A 19,671-nucleotide genomic window follows, 5' to 3' on the forward strand; every position below is an offset into this window, starting at 1 on the left:
CCAATATAATATATTGATAAAAGGAGGGATGGCATGGAGCAGTATATTCATGCAAAATCAGTCATCTTGTCAGATTCAGAAGTAGAAAATGCCTATCTAGAATTAACAGAAGCAGGTACCTTTGGACAGATTCTGACAGAAAAACCAGAAGGGGATATCATCGATTATTCCGACTATCATCTGGCACCAGGTTTGGTGGACACCCATATTCATGGCTATGCATCTCACGATGTCATGGACAATGATTTCGAAGGAATTAAGGTGATTTCAGAGGGACTCTTGTCTTGTGGGGTGACCTCTTGGCTTCCAACAACCCTGACAGATTCCACAGAAAATTTAGATGCAGTCTGTAAAACAATCGGAACCTATGCAGGTCAGGAAACAGGTGCCAAGATTCAGGGAATTTTCTTAGAAGGTCCCTTCTTTACAGAAAAATACAAGGGAGCTCAAAATCCCAAGTATATGAGCGATCCATCTATTGAGAAATTGGACAAATGGCACCAGCTCTCCAAGGGCTTGGTTAATAAAATTGCCATTGCGCCAGAAAGAGAAGGCGTGACAGAATTTATCGAATTTGCCAACAGCAAGGCCATTCATACAGCTCTCGCTCATAGTGATGCGACCTATGCGCAAGCAGAAGCGGCTGTAAAGGCTGGTGCAAATATTTTTGTCCATGTTTACAATGGTATGAGTGGGCTACATCATCGTGAGCCAGGAATGGTTGGCGCAGCCCTGAATTTAAAAAATGTTTATGCAGAAATGATTTGTGATGGTCACCATGTTCATCCAGCAGCAGCAGAAGTCGTTATTAAAGCGCGTGGCGCAGAAGAAACAGTATTGATCACAGACTGTATGCGAGCTGGGGGAATGGGTGAAGGTGATTCTCGACTTGGAGAATTTGAAGTCGTTGTAAAAGACGGCACAGCCCGCCTCAAGCACAATGGAAGCTTGGCAGGATCAATCCTCGAATTGATCCAAGCTGTTCAGCATGTGGTTGAATGGGGGTTGGTTTCCCTGCCTGATGCCCTTCGAATGGCATCTTTGGCACCAGCTCGTTCTGTCAACATCGACCATGTTTGTGGTCAGATTGCAGAAGGACGGGCAGCAGACTTTATCGTCGTAGATGATGCAGGACGTTTGCAAGCTACCTACCTCGATGGAGTGAAACGATTCGGTTAAAAAATCCTTAGGAGGAAAAGAATGACAAAATTACAACTTTCTCAGGCTAAATTTGACCACATGACCCGCTTGTCAAACAGCGACCAAGTCATTGCAGCCTTGGCTATTGACCAACGTGGTGCATTGAAACGCCTGTTGGCTGCGGCAGCAGGTGGTGGCGAATTTGGAGATGACATTTTGATTGATTTCAAGAAAGTCATTTCAAGCGATTTGACCCCTTACGCAAGCTCCATCCTTTTGGATGCTGAGTATGGTGTGCCAGCTTCAGAATTGCGCCATGCAGACTGTGGATTCATCGCTGCTTATGAAAAAACAGGTTACGATGCTTCCACACCAGGTCGTTTGCCAGACCTTTTGCCAAACTGGTCAGCAAAACGCATCAAAGAATTGGGTGCAGATGCCGTAAAAATCTTGCTTTACTATGATGTAGATGACAAGCCAGAAATCAATGATATTAAGCATGCTTGGGTAGAACGTATTGGTAGCGAGTGTATCGCAGAAGATATTCCGTACTTCGTTGAAATCTTGACCTACGATGCCAGCGACATGGATGTAACATCTCGCGAATACGCAGCCCTCAAACCACACAAGGTCAATGGTGCCATGCGTGAATTCAGTAAGCCACGCTACAATGCAGATGTGCTTAAGGTAGAAGTACCAGTTAACATGAACTTTGTAGAAGGCTACACAGATGAAGAGCCAGTCTATACAGTTGAGGAAGCCAAGGCCTTCTTCAAAGAGCAAACAGAAAGCACCCACTTGCCATTCATCTATTTGAGTGCGGGTGTATCTGCCAAACTCTTCCAAGAAACCCTTGTCTTTGCTAAAGAAGCAGGTTCAAGCTTTAACGGTGTTCTTTGTGGACGTGCAACTTGGAAGGATGCAGTAGCTATCTTTGCAAGCGAGGGTGAAGAAGCAGCTAAAGCTTGGTTGGCAGACCAAGGTCGTCGCAACGTAGAAGAACTCAACGAAGTTCTAGCAACAACTGCTCGTCCTTGGACAGAAAAAGTGGAAGTTAAATAAAAAAGTTTGAGGAGTTTTCCTCAAACTTTTTATTCTGCAAAGAATGCTTGGTAAAGGGCCTTGAGGGCCTTTTCTTTTTCTTCGGTTTTGACAACGAACATGACTGAAACTTCGCTGGCACCTTGTGAAATCATGGCCAAGTTGACATTTTGTTGAGAGAGAGCAGCGGTTGCAGTAGCTGTTACCCCTACATGGCTCTTCATGTTCTCGCCGACAATCATGATGATGGATAGACCGTGCTCGATTTCAGCCTTATCCACTTCCAATTTTGTCTTCAATTGACGGAGGATTTCTTCTTCCTTAATCGGAGTCAATTCACGCTCACGGAGTACGATGGATAAATCATCGATACCAGTTGGCATGTGTTCAAAGCGGATGTTCAAGTCTTCCAAGATTTGAAGGACCTTGCGGCCAAATCCAACTTCTCGGTTCATCAAATATTTGGACATGTTGATGCTTACAAAATCATCATCTGCCGCAATTCCGACGACTGGTAGAGTTTCGCTGCTGTGTTCCAAGACAATCTGTGTACCTGGATGGTCTGGGTTGTTGGTATTCTTAATAACCAGAGGAATACGGCCGCGATAGGCTGGTAGCAAGGCTTCGTCATGGAGGACGGAGAAGCCAGCGTAAGCCAATTCCCGCATTTCACGATAGGTCAATTCCTTGATTGAATGTGGGTTCTTAATGATGCCAGGGTGGGCAGCAAAAATGCCGTCAACATCCGTGAAGTTTTCATAGAGGTCTGCCTTAACACCAGCAGCAACAATCGAACCAGTGATGTCAGAGCCACCACGGGAAAAGGTACAGATTTGATTGTCGATGGTCACACCGAAGAAACCAGGGATAACCAAGACCTCATCTGCTTCTCGCAATTCTTCAATCTTGTCATAGCTAGAAGGCAAGATACGGGCATTTCCAGGTTCAGAAGAAACGATGATACCGGCTTTTTTAGGATGGACGTAGCGGGCTGGTAAGCCACGGTAGGTGAAGTATTCAGCGATTAACTTGGCATTGTTATCTTCGCCAGCGGCCAGAAAGCTATCATAGAGGAAATCGTTGTTTTCAATTGGAAGGGTTGCAAGGTCTTTGATGCTTTGAGCAATCTTTTTCATGCTCTTGGCAGTGAAGCCCAATTCGTCCACCATTGCCTGGTAACGGTCAATAATCCAGTCCTGACTAGCAGTAACATCGTCCCCCTTGATGTAACGTTTGTAGTATTGAATCAGGGCATCTGTTACCTTTGTATCAGCAGCATCCCGCTTACCAGGTGCTGAAACTACGACAAAGCGTCGTTCAGGATCCGCCTGGACAATGTTAAATACTTTTTCTAATTGGCTTGCAGAAGCGAGGGAGCTCCCCCCAAATTTTGTAACTTTCATCTCTACTCCTCAATCTTATTTTTTTTATTATAGCAAAAAGAGGGTATCTTGTCAGTAATCCTTTTTGAAAACTTCCTATTAACGGGTCTGGGACAAAAATATGGTACAATGTAGTCTGGATTGGAGGAAGGAATGAAGGGCATTATTTTTGATATGGACGGTGTTCTGTTTGATACAGAACCATATTACTACCAACGTCGGGTAGATTTTTTGGCAACCAAGGGCTTGTCAGTTGCTCACTTGGAACCAGCTATTTTTGTCGGAGGCCGGGTTCATCAAGTTTGGCAGCTGATTTTGGGAGAACAGTTTGATCAGTGGGATGTTGCTGAACTCGAGAAGGAGTATCGGACTTACAAGGATCAACATCCAGTTCCTTATGATCGCCTTGTGTTTTCAGATGCTCAAGCAGTCTTGCATTGGTTGACAGAAGAGGGAATCAAACTGGCGCTTGCCTCAAACACGGATCGACAGGATATTGACCGAGCCTTGTCAGAGAGTGGTCTGGCGTCCTACTTTACGGCTGTATTTTCAGGGATGGACTGCAAGGCAGGTAAACCCGATCCAGAGGTCTATGAAAAAGCTGCGACAGCACTTGGATTTTCAAAAGCTGAACTTTTGGTTGTTGAAGACAGTCCAAAGGGTATTCAGGCAGGAAAGGCAGCTGGATTACAAGTTTGGGCGATTGAGGACAAGCAGATTGGATTGGACCAAAGTCAGGCAGATCGAAAGATTGAAAGTCTGAGTCAATTGAAAGAATACATGAAAAGAGCTTAGGCTCTTTTTTTCGGATGTGACAGTTTTTTTGGTTTGAAAGCCAATCACCTGTCAAAAGTATGGTAGAATAGGATAAATTTAACTTTATAGTTTGATGTTCAAAGTTTTTTAGGAGATCAGTATAGGAGGAAATCATGCCTTATTCAACGATTCGCTATCAGGTGACAGAAGGTCTTGCGACCCTAACCCTTAACCGTCCTGATGTGGCAAACGGCTTTAATATTCCCATGTGCGAAGAGATGCTGGCTGCTATTGAGGAGACCGCTCAAAATGATCAGGTGCAGTTTCTAAAAATTGAAGCAGCGGGTTCAATCTTCTCTGTCGGAGGAGATTTGGTGGAGATGAAGCGAGCGGTGGATGAGGACGATATTCCTTCTCTTGTGCGCATAGCAGAGCTGGTTAATGACATCTCCTTCGCTCTCAAGCAACTACCAAAGGTTGTCATTATGGTCACCGATGGAGCAGTAGCTGGCGCAGCAGCCAATATGGCAGTTGCTGCAGACTTTGTGATTTCTTCGACTAAAACAAAATTCATCCAGGCCTTTGTTGGCGTCGGGTTGGCGCCAGATGCGGGTGGTATTTTCTTGCTCAGTCGTGCAATTGGTGCCAATAGGGCAAGTCGCTTGGCCATGACGGGAGAAGGTTTGTCTGCGGAGAAAGCTTTAGAATACGGCATTATTTATAAACTGGTTGAGCCAGAAAAGTTGGAAAAAACGGTCCAACAGATCCTTAAGAAGCTCATGCGTGGTTCCATCAATTCCTACATGGCGATTAAGCAACTGGTCTGGGAGAGTCAGTTCAAGGGCTGGGAATCTTATCGCCGATTGGAGTTACAATTGCAGGAAAGGTTGGCCTTCAAAGAAGACTTCAAAGAAGGTGTACGTGCACATGCAGAGCGGAGAAGACCCGTTTTCAAAGGAAAATAATTAGCATGTTCTGAAAAAATATTTGACAATCAAATTATTCTGGAGTATACTTTGGCTATCAAAGTAAAGGAGGCTGATTTTGGAAGATCCAAAAATCAATGAATATCTAACGGCAATTTTTAATAATGTCCTGGTCATTCAGGAGAATAGCCTCCGAAAGAGTCGTTTCAACGACATTTCCATAAAGGAAATGCACACCATTGATGAAATTGGTGATAAGAAGGGAGCGACACCGAGTGATATTGCTCGGGCTTTGATGGTGACACTTGGAACGGTGACAACCAGTCTCAACAACTTGGAGAGAAAGGGCTATATCGAACGCGTGCGCTCTACCAAGGACAGACGGGTGGTTCATCTCTATCTGACCAAGAAGGGTCGTCTGGTCTATCGCTTGCACCAACGTTTCCATAATGAAATGGTCAAGCAGATTACAGATGGGATGGACGAGGCAGAATACCAAGTAATGAAAAAAGGGCTCTACAAACTCTATAATTTCTTGGAGGATTTGAAATGAGAACCTTCGCTAAAATCAGTCAGGTTGCCCACTATGTTCCTGAACAGCTTGTGAGCAATGATGATTTAGCACAGATCATGGATACCAGCGACGACTGGATTGCTTCGCGGACGGGTATTCGTCAAAGACGGATTGTTGTAGATGAAAATACCAGCGATTTAGCTAGTCAGGTTGCCAAATCCTTGCTAGACAAGTCGGGTGTGGCTGCTGATGAAATTGATTTTATCATCATCGCAACTATTACACCAGATTCAGCCATGCCGTCAACGGCAGCTCGGGTCCAGGCGGCAATCGGTGCCAAGAAAGCTTTTGCCTATGACCTGGTGGCAGCTTGTTCGGGCTTCGTTTTCGCCCTGTCCACCGCCGACAAACTGATCTCCTCTGGTATCTACCAAAAGGGAATCGTGATTGGAGCAGAGGTCTTGTCCAAGACTCTTGACTGGACAGATCGTGGAACGGCAGTCTTGTTTGGAGATGGTGCTGGTGGGGTTTTGTTGGAGGCCAGTCCTGAGCAACACTTTCTAGCAGAAATCAACCGAACGGATGGCAGTCGTGGTCTAGGTTTGACCTCTGGTCAAACAGGTTTGCACTCTCCCTTTTCAAAAGAAGGGAGCAACCAACCTTACTTGCAGATGGATGGTCGAGCGATTTTTGAGTTTGCTGTTCGCGACGTGACCAAGACCATTGCAGAGCTGTTAGACAGTCAGGGTCTGACTGGTGATGAGGTGGATTACTTCCTGCTTCATCAGGCAAATAGTCGGATTTTGGATAAGATGGCACGCAAGCTAGGTATTGGTATTGAGAAATTTCCAGCCAATATGATGCACTATGGCAATACCAGCGCAGCCAGCATTCCCATTCTTTTATCAGAATGTGTGGAAGCAGGCAGCTTGCGCTTGGATGGTAGCCAAACGGTTGTGTTGGCAGGCTTTGGTGGCGGCCTGACTTGGGGAACGCTACTACTGAAACTTTAGTTAATTCCTTGCCTTAGGCAAGATTTTAAAAATTTTTTTATCAAAAAGGAGCACTATCATGGCAGTATTTGAAAAAGTACAAGAAATCATCGTTGAAGAATTGGGTAAGGATGCTGAAGAAGTAACCCTTACAACAACCTTTGAAGATTTGGATGCAGATTCATTGGATCTTTTCCAAGTTATCTCTGAAATCGAAGATGCATTTGACATCCAAATCGACACTGAAGAAGGTTTGACAACTGTAGGCGATTTGGTTGCGTACGTTGAAGAAAAAACAAAATAAGATTTCGATAGAAAAGTGCTATTTAGCATTTTTCTTAAGTAAAATACTTTGATATTCAAAACATTGAAATATCAAAGTATATTTTGAGTGAGGGGGCAACCCTTCACTTGTTTACCTAATGATTTGATATTCAAATAATTAGGTAAGCAAGAAAAACAGATGAGGGAATTATGAAGACGAAAATAACAGAATTGCTCGATATTAAGTATCCAATTTTTCAAGGTGGTATGGCTTGGGTGGCTGACGGTGACTTGGCTGGTGCGGTTTCAAATGCTGGTGGTTTAGGCATTATCGGTGGAGGAAATGCTCCCAAAGAGGTGGTCAAGGCAAATATTGACAAGGTTAAATCTATCACGGACAAACCTTTCGGTGTTAATATCATGCTTTTGTCTCCTTTTGCGGATGACATTGTTGACTTGGTCATCGAAGAAGGTGTGAAAGTTGTCACCACAGGAGCAGGAAATCCAGGGAAGTATATGGAGCGTCTCCATGCTGCAGGGATTACAGTTATTCCTGTTGTACCGAGTGTAGCCCTTGCTAAACGCATGGAAAAATTAGGGGTTGATGCCGTCATCGCTGAAGGGATGGAAGCCGGTGGTCACATCGGTAAATTGACAACTATGACCTTGGTTCGTCAGGTTGTTGATGCCATATCTATTCCTGTGATCGCAGCAGGTGGTATCGCAGACGGTGCTGGTGCTGCCGCAGCCTTTATGCTAGGGGCAGAAGCCATCCAAGTGGGGACGCGTTTTGTTGTTGCCAAGGAGTCAAATGCCCACCCAGCCTACAAGGAAAAGGTCCTCAAGGCCAAGGATATTGACACGACTGTTTCTGCCTCCGTTGTAGGTCACTCGGTGCGTGCGATTAAGAACAAGCTTTCGACAGCCTATGCAGCTGCAGAAAAAGACTTCCTAGCTGGAAAAATTTCAGCAGAATCCATTGAAGAACTGGGTGCAGGTGCCCTCCGCAATGCCGTTGTAGATGGTGATGTGGTCAATGGTTCGGTTATGGCAGGTCAGATTGCTGGCTTGGTGACTAAGGAAGAAACCTGTGAAGAAATTTTGAAAGATTTATATTTTGGTGCTGCCAAGGTGATTCGCGAAGAGGCGAATCGCTGGGCATCTGTTGGAGAATAAGATGACAAAAACAGCTTTTCTTTTTGCAGGTCAAGGGTCTCAGACAGTGGGGATGGCCCGCGACCTTTACGAATATTACCCGATAGTTAGAGAAACGTTTGACCAGGCTAGTCAGATTCTGGGGTATAACATTCGCGACCTAATTGACAATCAAGAGGATAAATTACATCAGACTCGCTATACCCAACCTGCTATTTTGACCACTTCTGTGGCTATTTTTCGACTGCTGGAAGAAGAGGGAGTACAACCTGATATGGTAGCTGGTCTATCCTTGGGAGAATATTCAGCTCTGGTAGCATCGGGAGCTTTGGCCTTTGAAGATGCGATTGCCCTGATTGCTAAGCGTGGTGAATATATGGAAACGGCTGCGCCAGCAGGGACTGGTAAGATGGTTGCTGTTCTCAACACAGATGTCAACTTGATTGAAGAAATCTGTTCGACTGTTACCTCTGGGATTGTTTCCCCAGCCAACTACAACACACCAGCCCAAATCGTCATCGGAGGCGAGGTGGCTGCAGTGGATGAGGCGGTTGAATTGCTGAAGGAAGCTGGTGTCAAACGGATGATTCCGCTCAATGTATCAGGTCCTTTCCACACGGCTCTCCTGAGACCAGCGTCGGAGCAATTGGCTCAGGCCTTGGAGCAGGTGGAATTTGCGGACTTCCAAGTAGAGTTGGTCGGTAATACGGAAGCCAAGGTTATGAAAAAAGAGGACATCAAGTCCCTCTTGCCCCGTCAAGTGATGGAACCAGTTCGTTTCTATGAGTCAATCGCAACCATGCAGGAAGCTGGTGTGACTAACTTTATTGAAATCGGTCCAGGCAAAGTCTTATCAGGATTTGTCAAGAAAATCGATAAGACAGCCGAGGTGGTGACAGTAGAAGATGTGGCAAGTCTAGAAGGCTTGTTGACTAGCCAATAAGGAGAAATTATGGAACTTACCAATAAAAATGTGTTTGTGACGGGTTCAAGTCGTGGAATCGGCTTGGCCATTGCCCATAAGTTTGCTAGCCTTGGTGCCAATGTGGTACTAAATGGTCGTGGTCAGCTGGGGCAGGACTTACTGGATAGCTTTGCAGATTACGGTGTCAAAGTAGTGGCCATTTCAGGTGATATTTCCAGTTCGGCAGATGCCAAACGGATGGTGGCTGAGGCGGTTGAGGCTCTTGGTAGCGTCGATATCTTGGTCAACAATGCAGGAATTACCAAAGACGGCATGGCTCTGCGAATGACGGAAGAGGATTTCGAGAGCGTTTTGAGTATCAATTTAACAGGTACCTTTAACATGACCCAGGCTGTTTTGAAACCTATGACCAAGGCGCGTGAAGGGGCTATTATCAACCTTTCCAGTGTGGTCGGTTTGACTGGAAATGCCGGTCAGGCTAATTATGCTGCTTCTAAGGCAGGTGTCATTGGTTTTACAAAATCCATTGCTCGTGAAGTCGCAGGGCGAAATGTCCGTGTCAATGCGATTGCGCCGGGCTTTATCCAGTCTGATATGACAGATGTTTTATCTGACAAGATTAAAGAAGCTATGACTGCACAAATTCCTATGAAACGCTTCGGTTTGACGGAAGAAGTAGCCGATGTTGCTGTATTCCTTGCCAAGCAAGAATATCTGACAGGTCAGGTGATTGCGGTTGACGGCGGCTTGACCATGCAGTAAGAGAGGTTTGAAAATGACAAAATTAAATCGTGTAGTAGTAACAGGCTATGGTCTGACATCGCCAATTGGTAATACGCCAGAGGAATTCTGGGATAGCCTGGTCAATGGTAAGATTGGGATCGGAAAGATTACCAAGTTTGATACCAGTGAATACTCAGTCCATAATGCTGCGGAAATCAAGGATTTTCCTTTTGACAAATACTTCGTTAAAAAAGATACCAACCGCTATGATAACTACTCCCTCTATGCTCTCTATGCAGCTCGTGAGGCAGTAGCCAATGCTAATCTTGATACAGAAGCCGTTGACAGTGACCGTTTCGGTGTTATCTTGTCAACGGGTATCGGTGGAATTTTGGAAATCGAGGAGCAGGTTGCTCGCATGAACGAAAAAGGACCAAAACGCATTCGTCCTATGGCCCTTCCAAAAGCCTTGCCAAACATGGCGGCTGGAAATATTGCCATGCAGGTCGGTGCTAATGGTGTCTGCAAGTGTGTCATCACAGCCTGTGCTTCGTCAAATGATGCCTTGGGTGAAGCCTTCCGTGAAATCAAGTTTGGCTTCCAAGATGTCATGTTGGCAGGTGGAGCAGAAGCAGCCATTACTCCATTTGCAATCGGTGGTTTCCAAGCTTTGACAGCTATGTCGACTACTGAGGATCCAGAACGTGCGTCTATTCCATTTGACAAGGACCGCAATGGTTTTGTCATGGGAGAGGGTTCCGCGGTTTTAGTATTGGAAAGTTTGGAACACGCAGAGGCGCGTGGAGCGACGATTTTGGCTGAAATCGTTGGTTATGGGAATACCTGTGATGCCCACCACATGACTTCTCCACATCCAGAAGGTCAGGGTGCTATTAAGGCCATGAAGTTGGCCATTTCAGAAGCAGGTTTAGAGCCAGCTGATATTGACTACATCAATGCCCATGGTACTTCGACACCGGCTAATGAAAAAGGGGAAAGCCAAGCTATTGTATCCGTTTTCGGCAAGAACACGCCAGTTTCTTCCACCAAGTCCTTTACAGGGCACTTGTTGGGGGCAGCGGGTGCAGTTGAGGCGGCAGCAGTCATTGAGGCTATGCGTCATTCTTACGCACCAAAGACAGCTGGTACGACAGAATTATCTGAAGATATTGAAGCAGATGTCATTTATGGACAGGGGCGTGATATGGAAATCCGCCATGCCATTTCAAATACATTTGGCTTTGGAGGTCACAACTCGGTAATTGCTTTCAAACGTTGGGAGGCTTAAGTGAATATTACAGAAATAAAGGACTTGATGAGTCAGTTTGACCAGTCAAGTTTGCGAGAATTTTCATATAGCAATGCTGGGGAAACCTTGCATTTCAGTAAAAATCAGCAGGCGACAGCGGTTCCGAGTCCAGCGGTCGAAGCTCCGCTTGTTCCAGTAGCTCCTGCAAGCCCATCCCCTGTGCCAGCAGTTGAAACCAGTGAGCCAGCTCCAGTAGAAGCAGGTGCAAGCTCTGTGGCAGAAGGTACGGTAGTGGAAAGTCCCTTGGTCGGCGTGGCTTATTTGTCACCAGCCCCTGACAAGCCAGCCTTTGTAGCAGTTGGCGATACGGTCAAAAAAGGGCAGACTCTCATGATTATCGAAGCCATGAAGGTCATGAACGAAGTGCCTGCTGACCGTGACGGTGTGGTCACAGAGATTTTGGTGGCTAACCAGGACGTTGTAGAATTTGGACAAGGATTGATACGCATCAAATGATCGATATTTTGAAAATTAAAGAGGCGCTTCCTCATCGCTACCCTATGCTCTTGGTCGATCGTGTCCTTGAAGTATCGGAAGATGAGATTGTCGCCCTCAAAAATGTGACCATTAACGAGCCCTTCTTCAACGGGCATTTCCCAGATTATCCTGTTATGCCAGGTGTTCTCATCATGGAGGCTTTGGCACAAACCGCAGGTGTCTTGGAGTTGTCCAAGGAAGAAAATAAGGGCAAGCTGGTCTTTTATGCCGGCATGGATAAGGTTAAATTTAAGAAGCAAGTTGTACCTGGTGACCAGTTGATCATGACTGCTAAATTTGTCAAACGCCGTGGAACCATTGCAGTCGTTGAGGCAAAGGCAGAGGTGGACGGAAAACTGGCTGCGTCGGGGGTGTTGACTTTTGCTATTGGAAACTAAATCAGTTCTCCATTTTATCTTTTATTGCGTCGACGAACGAGGAAACTTCGTTTCCTTATTTCCAACTTCAAATAATTTCATCATTATTTGAACTCGTTTTGCCGTACCCAAGTACTGTCTACAACAATTGATACGAATTTTATTCGTCTCATTTTCAATCTCCAAAGGTTTCCCAAACCTTTGGAGCAAGCACAAAAAGTAAAATGAAGAACTGCTGTTGATAACCATTATTTAATATTCTCACCTTGAGATTGTTATAACAATTATTCTATGTTAAAAAGGAGATAGGATTCATCATGTTTGAGAAGATTTTGATTGCCAATCGTGGTGAGATTGCGGTGCGGATTATTCGTGCGGCCAGGGAGTTGGGGATTGCGACGGTGGCTGTCTATTCAGAGGCTGACAAGGAAGCCCTCCACACTATGTTGGCAGATGAGGCTGTCTGTATCGGTCCAGCCCGTTCGACAGATTCCTATCTCAATATGCAGGCGGTCATCTCGGCAGCTGTTGTGACAGGTGCCCAGGCTATTCATCCTGGCTTTGGATTTTTGAGTGAAAACTCCAAATTCGCCACCCTCTGTGAAGAGGTTGGTATCAAGTTCATCGGTCCTTCTGGGACGGTCATGGATACCATGGGTGATAAAATCAATGCTCGGGCAGAGATGATTAAGGCTCAAGTGCCTGTTATTCCAGGATCAGACGGTGAAGTCTTAACAAGCCAAGAAGCCCTTGAAATCGCTGAAAAGATTGGCTACCCTGTCATGCTCAAGGCATCGGCTGGTGGTGGCGGTAAGGGGATTCGTAAGGTGGAAAAAGCCGAAGACCTAGTGCCTGCCTTTGAATCAGCTTCCAGCGAAGCCAAGGCAGCTTTTGGCAACGGTGCCATGTATATGGAGCGTGTCGTCTATCCAGCCCGCCACATTGAAGTACAGATTTTGGCAGACCAAAATGGTCATGTCATCCATCTGGGAGAACGGGACTGTTCCCTTCAACGCAACAACCAGAAGGTCTTGGAAGAAGCTCCGTCGATTGCTATCGGCCAGACCATGCGGGATCGTATCGGTCAAGCAGCAGTGCGGGCTGCCCAGTCAGTTGGCTATGAAAATGCAGGAACCATTGAGTTCCTATTGGATGAAGCCAAGGGCGAATTTTACTTCATGGAAATGAACACACGGGTGCAGGTGGAACATCCAGTTACCGAGTTTGTCACCGGTGTGGATATTGTCAAGGAGCAAATCAAGATCGCGGCTGGTCAGGAACTCAGCGTCCGTCAAGAAGATGTGAAGATTACAGGTCATGCTATTGAATGCCGGATCAATGCTGAAAATCCAGCCTTCAACTTCGCCCCAAGTCCAGGTAAGATTTCCAATCTCTATCTGCCAAGCGGTGGCGTTGGTTTGCGTGTGGATTCGGCAGTTTATCCGGGCTACACTATTCCGCCTTACTATGATTCTATGATTGCCAAGGTTATCGTGCATGGGGAAAATCGCTTTGAAGCCCTGATGAAGATGCAGCGAGCCCTCTACGAATTGGAAATTGACGGAGTGATGACCAATACCGACTTTCAGCTGGACTTGATTTCCGACAAGCGAGTGGTGGCTGGTGATTACGACACCGCCTACCTCATGGAAGAATTTTTACCCCGCTATCAGGAAGAATTAAAAAAGTAAACTAGGAGAATGCTATGGCTTTGTTTCGCAAAAAGGACAAATATATCCGCATCAACCCCAATCGTTCGCGGATAGAGTCAGCACCTCAAGCAAAGCCAGAGGTGCCAGATGAACTCTTTTCCAAATGCCCAGCTTGTAAGGAAATCCTCTACAAAAAGGATTTGGGATTAGAGAAAACCTGTCAACATTGTTCCTATAATTTTCGAATTACAGCCCAGGAACGCTTGGCATTGACAGTGGATGAAGGCTCGTTCGAGGAATTATTTACAGGGATTGAAACAAAAAATCCCTTGGACTTCCCTAATTATCTAGAAAAATTGGCAGCCACCCGTCAAAAGACAGGTTTGGACGAGGCTGTTTTGACAGGAAAGGCGACAATCGGAGGACAACCAGTTGCCCTTGGAATCATGGATTCTCACTTTATCATGGCTTCAATGGGAACGGTGGTCGGTGAGAAAATCACCCGCCTCTTTGAACTGGCTACTGAAGAGCAACTGCCAGTCGTCCTTTTTACCGCATCTGGCGGTGCTCGGATGCAGGAAGGCATTATGAGCCTGATGCAAATGGCTAAGATTTCGGCAGCTGTGAAACGCCATTCCAATGCTGGCCTCTTTTACCTGACGGTCTTGACAGACCCGACAACAGGAGGTGTGACGGCTAGTTTTGCTATGGAAGGCGATATTATCCTGGCTGAGCCACAGACTTTGGTTGGCTTTGCAGGCCGACGGGTTATTGAATCAACTGTACGTGAAAATCTGCCAGACGATTTCCAGAAGGCTGAATTTTTACAAGAACACGGCTTTGTCGATGCCATTGTCAAACGCCAGGACTTGCCAACGACCATTAGTCGCTTGTTGAGAATGCATGGAGGTGTCAGATGACCAGTGATGTAGCACGTATGATCCGTTTGGCACGTGACCAGGCTCGCCTGACGACCTTGGACTATGCCACACAGATTTTTGATGACTTTATCGAATTGCACGGCGATCGGAATTTCCGCGATGACGGAGCAGTTGTGGGTGGTATCGGCTTTCTAGCAGGTCAGCCAGTGACAGTTATCGGTATCCAAAAAGGGAAGAATCTTCAGGACAACCTTAAACGCAACTTTGGTCAGCCTCACCCAGAAGGCTACCGCAAGGCCCTTCGCCTCATGAAGCAGGCGGAGAAGTTTGGTCGCCCAGTTGTCACATTTATTAATACTGCAGGAGCTTATCCAGGCGTCGGTGCAGAGGAGCGTGGACAGGGCGAGGCCATTGCCCGCAACCTCATGGAGATGAGCGACCTCAAGGTGCCTATTATCGCCATTATCATCGGCGAGGGAGGTTCTGGTGGAGCCCTTGCCCTAGCAGTCGCAGATCAGGTCTGGATGCTGGAAAACTCCATGTACGCCGTCCTCAGCCCTGAAGGTTTCGCCTCTATCCTCTGGAAAGACGGCAGTCGGGCCATGGAAGCGGCAGAACTCATGAAGATCACTTCTTACGAGTTGGAGAAGCTCCAAGTGGTCGATCGGGTTGTTTTGGAAAATGGCAGAGCGACTAAGGAAGTCTTGGCTGACCTCAAGGAAAACCTGGTCAGCCAGTTGGCTCAATTACAAGCCTTGCCACTTGATGAGTTACTCGAAAACCGCTATCAACGCTTTAGAAAATACTAGGAAGACCTAGTATTTTTTCGCTAGATTTGATACAATGGATAAAATAGTTTTCAGGAGTTTTTCCATGTTAGTAAAAGCAGAACTATCAAACGCAGAAGAATTATTGCCTATTCAACACCGAGCCTTTGCAGCTTTATATGAAACCTATCAGGACCAATACAACCCTGCCATTGAAAGCATGGACTATTTCCAATCACGCTTTGTACGACCAAATTGCAGCTACTATAAGATTGTCGAAGAGGGTCATACAGTCGGACTGGTACGAACAACGGTCGCTGAAGATGCAGACCAGGGCTGGCTGGGTCTGATTGGCATTGATCCAGACCACAGAGGAAAAGGCTTTGGTCACAAGGCCATGTTAGAGTTAGAACAACTTTATCCAACGGTTAAGCGTTTGGTACTCTGTACCGTCTTACAGGAACCCAGATTAGTTGCTTTCTACGAAAAACTCGGTTACAAGGCTATCAAAACCGAACCTGAACAAGAAGGCATGGATATGGTCTATATGGAGAAGTGGCTAGGATAGGAGGTTGGAAATGTTAGAAACATTCAGTCAACGATTGGAATGGATTTGTAGGAAAATCTGGATTTTATTGCAGGCCTTTCTATTATTGCTTCTTGAACTCATTCCAACTTTCATATTGCAAAAATCCACCTCGTCAGTCGCTCAATGGACTGCCGGCCTATTTTCTATTGCTATTATGGTCTTTATGTGTTGGTTGGCAGAAAGGAAAGGGCTAGCCATTTGGGATAGAAAATTCCTGAATTGGAAGGGACTTGGACTGGTTGCACTGACCTTACTGTTCACCAGTCTTTCTACTGCCTTAGGGCATACTATCATGGACCTTCAAGGGATTGAAGATACCGGTAATCAGATTGGCATTGAAAAGCTGTTACAAACGATTCCTTTTTGGTTAGCCTTTGTCAGAATAGCCTGTCAGGCAGCCATTACCGAGGAGATCATTGTCAGAGGCTATCTGTTCAAAAAGTTATTTGAAAAGCACAAGATGTTAGGAATTGTAGTATCTGGTTTGATTTTTGCCTTCTTACATGGACCGACAGATTTGGGATCTTGGATCATTTATGCCAGCCCAGGATTTTTAATGGCTTATCTCTACTACAAGACAGATTACCTCATCTATCCTATAGCAGTGCATTTTATCAATAATGCCTGGTCGGTGGTGGCATTTTACTATTTTTAGACGGAATTAGCGGAGCAAGGTGGTACTCGAAATAGGTAAGAGATTAGGCGAGTTGGTCATAAAGAAAACAAAAAAGCCTGAAGGAGAGGACGGGGCTTAAACCATATGAAAAAGAATAGGAGAAAAGAGTGAAAAAAATAAGTCAAGGTATGGAATGGATAGGCAGAAAGATTTGGGTTATCTTGAGAGCTTTTGGTTTTTTATTGATTTTTGTCATCCCAGATTTGATCCTGGAGCAATCCAAATCGCAGGTTTTTCTGCTGCTTACAGGGCTTGCGACAGTGGGAATTGTGGTCTTTTTCTGGTGGCGAGCTGAAAAAAATAGCCTTCCCGTCTGGGATTCCAAGATTCTTTCTTGGGATGGACTTGCCCTCGTCATCCTAGCCTTTGCAGTTATGCAGTTGATGGATATGTTTGGTTTGTTTTTATTGGAGCTACAAGGAGCAGAAACAACTGCCAATGAGACCTTGATTATGGAATCCTTGAAAGGGGTCCCGTTTTGGCTAGCAACCCTGACCACTGCTCTACTACCGGCAGTTGGAGAAGAAGTCATCTTGCGGGGATATTTTTTCAAAAAGTTATTTGGTTCCTATGTTGTGTTTGGTATTATCGCCTCAAGCCTTCTTTTTGGATTGCTTCATGGACCAACGGATATCGGTTCATGGTTGATTTATGCGGGGAGTGGTATTATTTTGTCAACTCTCTATCATAAAACAGGCTATTTGATTTACCCGATTGCAGTGCACTTGGTAAACAATCTAATCGCAACTATTTTCTATTATCTATAAAAAAGCGACTCCTAGAAGGAGTCGCTTTTTGCATGTTTTAGCTGATTTCGGATTTGTCGGGTAAGAGTAGGGCTAAGATGATATAGGTGGTTAAAAAGGGTAAATTGGTCACAATTGCTAAGATGACAATAACCCATCGAACATTTTCCAGCTTCCAGCCATAGTTTCCATAGAGATCAAAATAATCATAAAGGCCAGCGATGACACCAGAAAGTTCCTTGCGACTTTTATCTTTGTACAATTTCTTTTTCATACTCTTGTCCTCCTAATGCTAAGGTTTGATAACTTCCGCCCCACCCATGTATGGACGGAGAACTTCTGGGATAGTGACAGAGCCGTCTTCATTTTGGTAGTTTTCAAGAATGGCTGCCACGGTACGACCAACAGCTAGACCTGAACCGTTGAGGGTATGGAGCAATTTAACCTTGCCGTCAGCAGCATCGCGGTAGCGGATTTGGGCACGACGGGCTTGGAAATCTTCTGTGTTTGAACAGCTTGAGATTTCACGGTAGGCATTTTGGGCAGGAATCCAGACTTCCAAGTCATAGGTCTTAGCAGCTGAGAAGCCCGTATCGCCTGTACAGAGGGCCAAAACGCGGTAAGGCAAGCCTAGTTTTTGGAGAATATTCTCTGCGTTTGCTGTCATTTTTTCCAATTCATCATAAGATTGTTCTGGTGTGGCAAATTTGACCATTTCAACCTTGTGGAATTGGTGAAGGCGGATCAGACCACGGGTGTCACGACCAGCAGAACCAGCTTCAGAACGGAAAGATGGGCTCATGGCTGTGAAGTAGATTGGCAGGTCTTTTTCTTCCAAAATCTCGTTGCGGTAGTAGTTAGTCAATGGGACTTCCGCAGTTGGGATGAGGACGAAGTTGGTATCTGCCAACTCAAAAGTATCTTCCTTGAACTTAGGATATTGACCAGTACCGAACATAGAGTCATGGTTGACCATGTAAGGTGTGATGATTTCTTGGTAGCCTTCTGCGATATGCTCGTCCAACATGAAGTTGTAGAGGGCGCGTTCTAAGCGGGCACCCAAGTTCTTGTAGAAGAGGAAGCGGGCACCAGTTACTTTTGCGCCACGTTCCCAGTCCAGAATATCGAGGTCTTCGCCCAAATCCCAGTGAGCTTTTGGCTCGAAAGTGAATTCACGAGGTGTTCCCCAACGACGAACCTCCACGTTTTCTTCTTCATCTGCACCAACAGGGACAGAATCGTGCGGCGTATTTGGAAGAACTGCAAGGATGGCATTTAGTTTTTCATCAATTTCCAAGAGTTCAGCATCCAAGTTTTTTACATCGGCAGACAATTTTTGCATGGCAGCAATCTTGTCGTCCGCATTTTCCTTGTTGCGTTTTGCTTGGGCAATCTCCGCAGAAACGGTGTTGCGCTCTGCTTTTAATTCTTCTACAGTAACCAAGATTTCACGGCGTTTTGCATCCAATTCCTTGATGTTTGCCAATGTTTCGGCAGCCACACCACGAGTAGCTAATTTGGCAGCCACTCCGTCAAAATCTGTACGAATACGTTTGATATCTAGCATAGATGTCTCCTTTAGAATAAAAAAATACAGAATGAGAGATGCTGGAGCGATATTTACCGCGGTTCCATCCAGCTTCACATTCTGTGCACTTTAAGTATGTCATTTTTATATACAACGGTAGAATTTCATATCCCTTGTTTATCTGCTCACAGCGACCGCAGACTTTCTGAAAAACGCCTGATATTACTTATCCGTTTCTTAGATTATACCCTAAATGTACTGACTTGTAAACGAAAGTAAAAAATTTTTTAAAACTATAAAAAATCCCTCTTACAAGCGCTATCATTATATGTTAATATATTGTTGAAATTATCATAGAAAGATATGTAAATAACGTAGAAGAGGAGGTTAAAACAACTATAACAATTGGTAATAACTTTTATCTTTGAAATGAAAACGGAGGAACATATGAATAGACAAGATAAAAATTATCAAAAACTGTATCATTATTCGATACGTAAGCGAAATTGGGGCGTTGGTTCAGTAGTTGTTGGTGTCTTCCTAGCAGGTATGCTACAAGCTCCAACAGTTTTGGCAAACTCAGAAGTAGCGGAGGCAGGACCAAACACCGTTTAGGTGCAGCCAACTGCAGAAGATGGAATTGTTATTGATGGGGAAGAAGAGCCTTTAGCAGTAGCTCCTTCAACAACACAACCGATAGTGCCTGCCTTAACCCCAACTCCATCTCCAACCAATCAAGCTGACCACCATGAAACAGAAATTGACCTGGGCGAAGAAGAGCAAGCTGCACCACAAGTAACACCTCAAGTAGGGGGATAAGTGAGAGGGGAGGAGGCTAGTGACCTCACAGA

24 protein-coding genes are annotated in these 19,671 nt (G+C 45.4%); 21 read left to right on the top strand and 3 right to left on the bottom strand.

Going from position 1 to position 19,671, the window contains the following annotated elements; all coding sequences use genetic code 11:
• The first annotated feature begins 33 nt into the window (after window positions 1-33).
• Both nagA and lacD read left to right on the top strand, forming a co-directional pair.
• Window positions 34-1,179 (top strand): N-acetylglucosamine-6-phosphate deacetylase, encoded by a 1,146-nt coding sequence (nagA, locus tag PXH68_RS01620; protein WP_248027228.1) that lies wholly within the window; start codon window positions 34-36, stop codon window positions 1,177-1,179.
• A 21-nt stretch (window positions 1,180-1,200) separates the two neighbouring features.
• Window positions 1,201-2,202 carry a tagatose-bisphosphate aldolase gene (lacD, locus tag PXH68_RS01625; protein ID WP_248027226.1) on the top strand — a complete coding sequence of 334 codons (1,002 nt, stop codon included), beginning with the start codon at window positions 1,201-1,203 and terminating at the stop codon, window positions 2,200-2,202.
• Window positions 2,203-2,231: 29 nt separating this feature from the next.
• Here lacD and PXH68_RS01630 read toward each other — a convergent pair whose 3' ends face one another.
• Window positions 2,232-3,584 (bottom strand): aspartate kinase, encoded by a 1,353-nt coding sequence (locus PXH68_RS01630; protein ID WP_248027225.1) that lies wholly within the window; start codon window positions 3,582-3,584, stop codon window positions 2,232-2,234.
• 132 nt (window positions 3,585-3,716) lie between these two features.
• On the opposite strand from PXH68_RS01630, the gene PXH68_RS01635 reads away from it, so the two are divergent.
• The 17 genes from PXH68_RS01635 to PXH68_RS01715 all read left to right on the top strand — a co-directional run bounded on the left by PXH68_RS01635 (window position 3,717) and on the right by PXH68_RS01715 (window position 17,313).
• Complete coding sequence (locus PXH68_RS01635) at window positions 3,717-4,358, top strand: HAD family hydrolase (protein WP_248027223.1); 642 nt, start codon at window positions 3,717-3,719, stop codon at window positions 4,356-4,358.
• 134 nt (window positions 4,359-4,492) lie between these two features.
• Entirely contained in the window at window positions 4,493-5,284 is a 792-nt protein-coding gene (locus PXH68_RS01640; protein WP_248027221.1) for an enoyl-CoA hydratase, read from the top strand.
• A 79-nt stretch (window positions 5,285-5,363) separates the two neighbouring features.
• Window positions 5,364-5,798 carry a fatty acid biosynthesis transcriptional regulator FabT gene (fabT, locus tag PXH68_RS01645; RefSeq protein WP_158455729.1) on the top strand — a complete coding sequence of 145 codons (435 nt, stop codon included), beginning with the start codon at window positions 5,364-5,366 and terminating at the stop codon, window positions 5,796-5,798.
• Window positions 5,795-6,772, top strand: coding sequence for a beta-ketoacyl-ACP synthase III (locus PXH68_RS01650; protein ID WP_248027219.1), 978 nt, complete (start codon window positions 5,795-5,797; stop codon window positions 6,770-6,772). The genes fabT and PXH68_RS01650 overlap by 4 nt, the downstream gene beginning before the upstream one ends.
• A gap of 58 nt (window positions 6,773-6,830) precedes the next feature.
• On the top strand, window positions 6,831-7,055 hold the full coding sequence (locus PXH68_RS01655; RefSeq protein ID WP_002938891.1) for an acyl carrier protein: 225 nt from the start codon (window positions 6,831-6,833) through the stop codon (window positions 7,053-7,055).
• Window positions 7,056-7,225: 170 nt separating this feature from the next.
• Window positions 7,226-8,191 (top strand): enoyl-[acyl-carrier-protein] reductase FabK, encoded by a 966-nt coding sequence (gene fabK / locus PXH68_RS01660; RefSeq protein WP_172079636.1) that lies wholly within the window; start codon window positions 7,226-7,228, stop codon window positions 8,189-8,191.
• A 1-nt stretch (window position 8,192) separates the two neighbouring features.
• Window positions 8,193-9,113, top strand: a complete 921-nt coding sequence (gene fabD / locus PXH68_RS01665; RefSeq protein ID WP_248027217.1) for an ACP S-malonyltransferase — start codon at window positions 8,193-8,195, stop codon at window positions 9,111-9,113.
• Between the two features lie 9 nt (window positions 9,114-9,122).
• On the top strand, window positions 9,123-9,857 hold the full coding sequence (gene fabG / locus PXH68_RS01670; protein ID WP_248027215.1) for a 3-oxoacyl-[acyl-carrier-protein] reductase: 735 nt from the start codon (window positions 9,123-9,125) through the stop codon (window positions 9,855-9,857).
• A 13-nt stretch (window positions 9,858-9,870) separates the two neighbouring features.
• Window positions 9,871-11,106, top strand: a complete 1,236-nt coding sequence (gene fabF, locus PXH68_RS01675) for a beta-ketoacyl-ACP synthase II (RefSeq protein WP_248027213.1) — start codon at window positions 9,871-9,873, stop codon at window positions 11,104-11,106.
• Window positions 11,107-11,583: an acetyl-CoA carboxylase biotin carboxyl carrier protein gene (gene accB, locus PXH68_RS01680; protein WP_248027211.1), complete on the top strand. Its 477-nt coding sequence runs from the start codon at window positions 11,107-11,109 to the stop codon at window positions 11,581-11,583.
• Window positions 11,580-12,002 carry a 3-hydroxyacyl-ACP dehydratase FabZ gene (gene fabZ, locus PXH68_RS01685; protein ID WP_014638565.1) on the top strand — a complete coding sequence of 141 codons (423 nt, stop codon included), beginning with the start codon at window positions 11,580-11,582 and terminating at the stop codon, window positions 12,000-12,002. Before accB ends, fabZ begins: the two co-directional genes overlap by 4 nt.
• Before the next feature lie 296 nt (window positions 12,003-12,298).
• The gene (locus PXH68_RS01690; RefSeq protein ID WP_248027209.1) at window positions 12,299-13,672 is read left to right on the top strand and encodes an acetyl-CoA carboxylase biotin carboxylase subunit; all 1,374 of its coding nucleotides are present in this window, start codon (window positions 12,299-12,301) and stop codon (window positions 13,670-13,672) included.
• A gap of 14 nt (window positions 13,673-13,686) precedes the next feature.
• The gene (gene accD / locus PXH68_RS01695) at window positions 13,687-14,553 is read left to right on the top strand and encodes an acetyl-CoA carboxylase, carboxyltransferase subunit beta (protein ID WP_248027207.1); all 867 of its coding nucleotides are present in this window, start codon (window positions 13,687-13,689) and stop codon (window positions 14,551-14,553) included.
• A complete protein-coding gene (locus tag PXH68_RS01700; protein WP_248027205.1) occupies window positions 14,550-15,323 on the top strand; it encodes an acetyl-CoA carboxylase carboxyl transferase subunit alpha in 774 nt (257 codons plus the stop codon). Before accD ends, PXH68_RS01700 begins: the two co-directional genes overlap by 4 nt.
• A 64-nt stretch (window positions 15,324-15,387) precedes the next feature.
• Window positions 15,388-15,849, top strand: coding sequence for a GNAT family N-acetyltransferase (locus PXH68_RS01705; RefSeq protein WP_248027203.1), 462 nt, complete (start codon window positions 15,388-15,390; stop codon window positions 15,847-15,849).
• Between the two features lie 10 nt (window positions 15,850-15,859).
• Window positions 15,860-16,525 (top strand): CPBP family intramembrane glutamic endopeptidase, encoded by a 666-nt coding sequence (locus PXH68_RS01710; protein WP_248027201.1) that lies wholly within the window; start codon window positions 15,860-15,862, stop codon window positions 16,523-16,525.
• A 128-nt stretch (window positions 16,526-16,653) separates the two neighbouring features.
• On the top strand, window positions 16,654-17,313 hold the full coding sequence (locus tag PXH68_RS01715; protein WP_248027199.1) for a CPBP family intramembrane glutamic endopeptidase: 660 nt from the start codon (window positions 16,654-16,656) through the stop codon (window positions 17,311-17,313).
• A gap of 37 nt (window positions 17,314-17,350) precedes the next feature.
• Here the strand turns inward: PXH68_RS01715 and PXH68_RS01720 are convergent, their stop codons facing one another.
• Both PXH68_RS01720 and serS read right to left on the bottom strand, forming a co-directional pair.
• Window positions 17,351-17,566 carry a PspC domain-containing protein gene (locus PXH68_RS01720; protein WP_205031373.1) on the bottom strand — a complete coding sequence of 72 codons (216 nt, stop codon included), beginning with the start codon at window positions 17,564-17,566 and terminating at the stop codon, window positions 17,351-17,353.
• 18 nt (window positions 17,567-17,584) lie between these two features.
• Entirely contained in the window at window positions 17,585-18,859 is a 1,275-nt protein-coding gene (gene serS / locus PXH68_RS01725) for a serine--tRNA ligase (protein WP_248027198.1), read from the bottom strand.
• Window positions 18,860-19,267: 408 nt separating this feature from the next.
• Between serS and PXH68_RS01730 the strand changes: the two genes are divergently transcribed.
• On the top strand, window positions 19,268-19,435 hold the full coding sequence (locus tag PXH68_RS01730) for a YSIRK-type signal peptide-containing protein (protein ID WP_248027195.1): 168 nt from the start codon (window positions 19,268-19,270) through the stop codon (window positions 19,433-19,435).
• Entirely contained in the window at window positions 19,436-19,639 is a 204-nt protein-coding gene (locus tag PXH68_RS01735) for a hypothetical protein (protein WP_248027194.1), read from the top strand. It abuts the gene before it with no gap.
• The last annotated feature ends 32 nt before the right edge of the window (window positions 19,640-19,671 follow it).

Origin of the sequence: Streptococcus sp. 29896 (genome assembly GCF_032594915.1) — a bacterium.
Taxonomy (GTDB): Bacteria; Bacillota; Bacilli; order Lactobacillales; family Streptococcaceae; genus Streptococcus; species Streptococcus suivaginalis.

Coding starts and splice junctions, on each gene's coding strand:
- PXH68_RS01720 (WP_205031373.1), bottom strand. CDS start 17,566: ATGAAAAAGAAATTGTACAAAGATAAAAGTCGCAAGGAACTTTCTGGT.
- PXH68_RS01630 (WP_248027225.1), bottom strand. CDS start 3,584: ATGAAAGTTACAAAATTTGGGGGGAGCTCCCTCGCTTCTGCAAGCCAA.
- PXH68_RS01730 (WP_248027195.1), top strand. CDS start 19,268: ATGAATAGACAAGATAAAAATTATCAAAAACTGTATCATTATTCGATA.
- PXH68_RS01690 (WP_248027209.1), top strand. CDS start 12,299: ATGTTTGAGAAGATTTTGATTGCCAATCGTGGTGAGATTGCGGTGCGG.
- PXH68_RS01650 (WP_248027219.1), top strand. CDS start 5,795: ATGAGAACCTTCGCTAAAATCAGTCAGGTTGCCCACTATGTTCCTGAA.
- PXH68_RS01635 (WP_248027223.1), top strand. CDS start 3,717: ATGAAGGGCATTATTTTTGATATGGACGGTGTTCTGTTTGATACAGAA.
- fabF (WP_248027213.1), top strand. CDS start 9,871: ATGACAAAATTAAATCGTGTAGTAGTAACAGGCTATGGTCTGACATCG.
- fabK (WP_172079636.1), top strand. CDS start 7,226: ATGAAGACGAAAATAACAGAATTGCTCGATATTAAGTATCCAATTTTT.
- lacD (WP_248027226.1), top strand. CDS start 1,201: ATGACAAAATTACAACTTTCTCAGGCTAAATTTGACCACATGACCCGC.
- PXH68_RS01655 (WP_002938891.1), top strand. CDS start 6,831: ATGGCAGTATTTGAAAAAGTACAAGAAATCATCGTTGAAGAATTGGGT.
- PXH68_RS01710 (WP_248027201.1), top strand. CDS start 15,860: ATGTTAGAAACATTCAGTCAACGATTGGAATGGATTTGTAGGAAAATC.
- fabZ (WP_014638565.1), top strand. CDS start 11,580: ATGATCGATATTTTGAAAATTAAAGAGGCGCTTCCTCATCGCTACCCT.
- PXH68_RS01705 (WP_248027203.1), top strand. CDS start 15,388: ATGTTAGTAAAAGCAGAACTATCAAACGCAGAAGAATTATTGCCTATT.
- fabG (WP_248027215.1), top strand. CDS start 9,123: ATGGAACTTACCAATAAAAATGTGTTTGTGACGGGTTCAAGTCGTGGA.
- serS (WP_248027198.1), bottom strand. CDS start 18,859: ATGCTAGATATCAAACGTATTCGTACAGATTTTGACGGAGTGGCTGCC.
- PXH68_RS01640 (WP_248027221.1), top strand. CDS start 4,493: ATGCCTTATTCAACGATTCGCTATCAGGTGACAGAAGGTCTTGCGACC.
- accD (WP_248027207.1), top strand. CDS start 13,687: ATGGCTTTGTTTCGCAAAAAGGACAAATATATCCGCATCAACCCCAAT.
- PXH68_RS01700 (WP_248027205.1), top strand. CDS start 14,550: ATGACCAGTGATGTAGCACGTATGATCCGTTTGGCACGTGACCAGGCT.
- nagA (WP_248027228.1), top strand. CDS start 34: ATGGAGCAGTATATTCATGCAAAATCAGTCATCTTGTCAGATTCAGAA.
- fabD (WP_248027217.1), top strand. CDS start 8,193: ATGACAAAAACAGCTTTTCTTTTTGCAGGTCAAGGGTCTCAGACAGTG.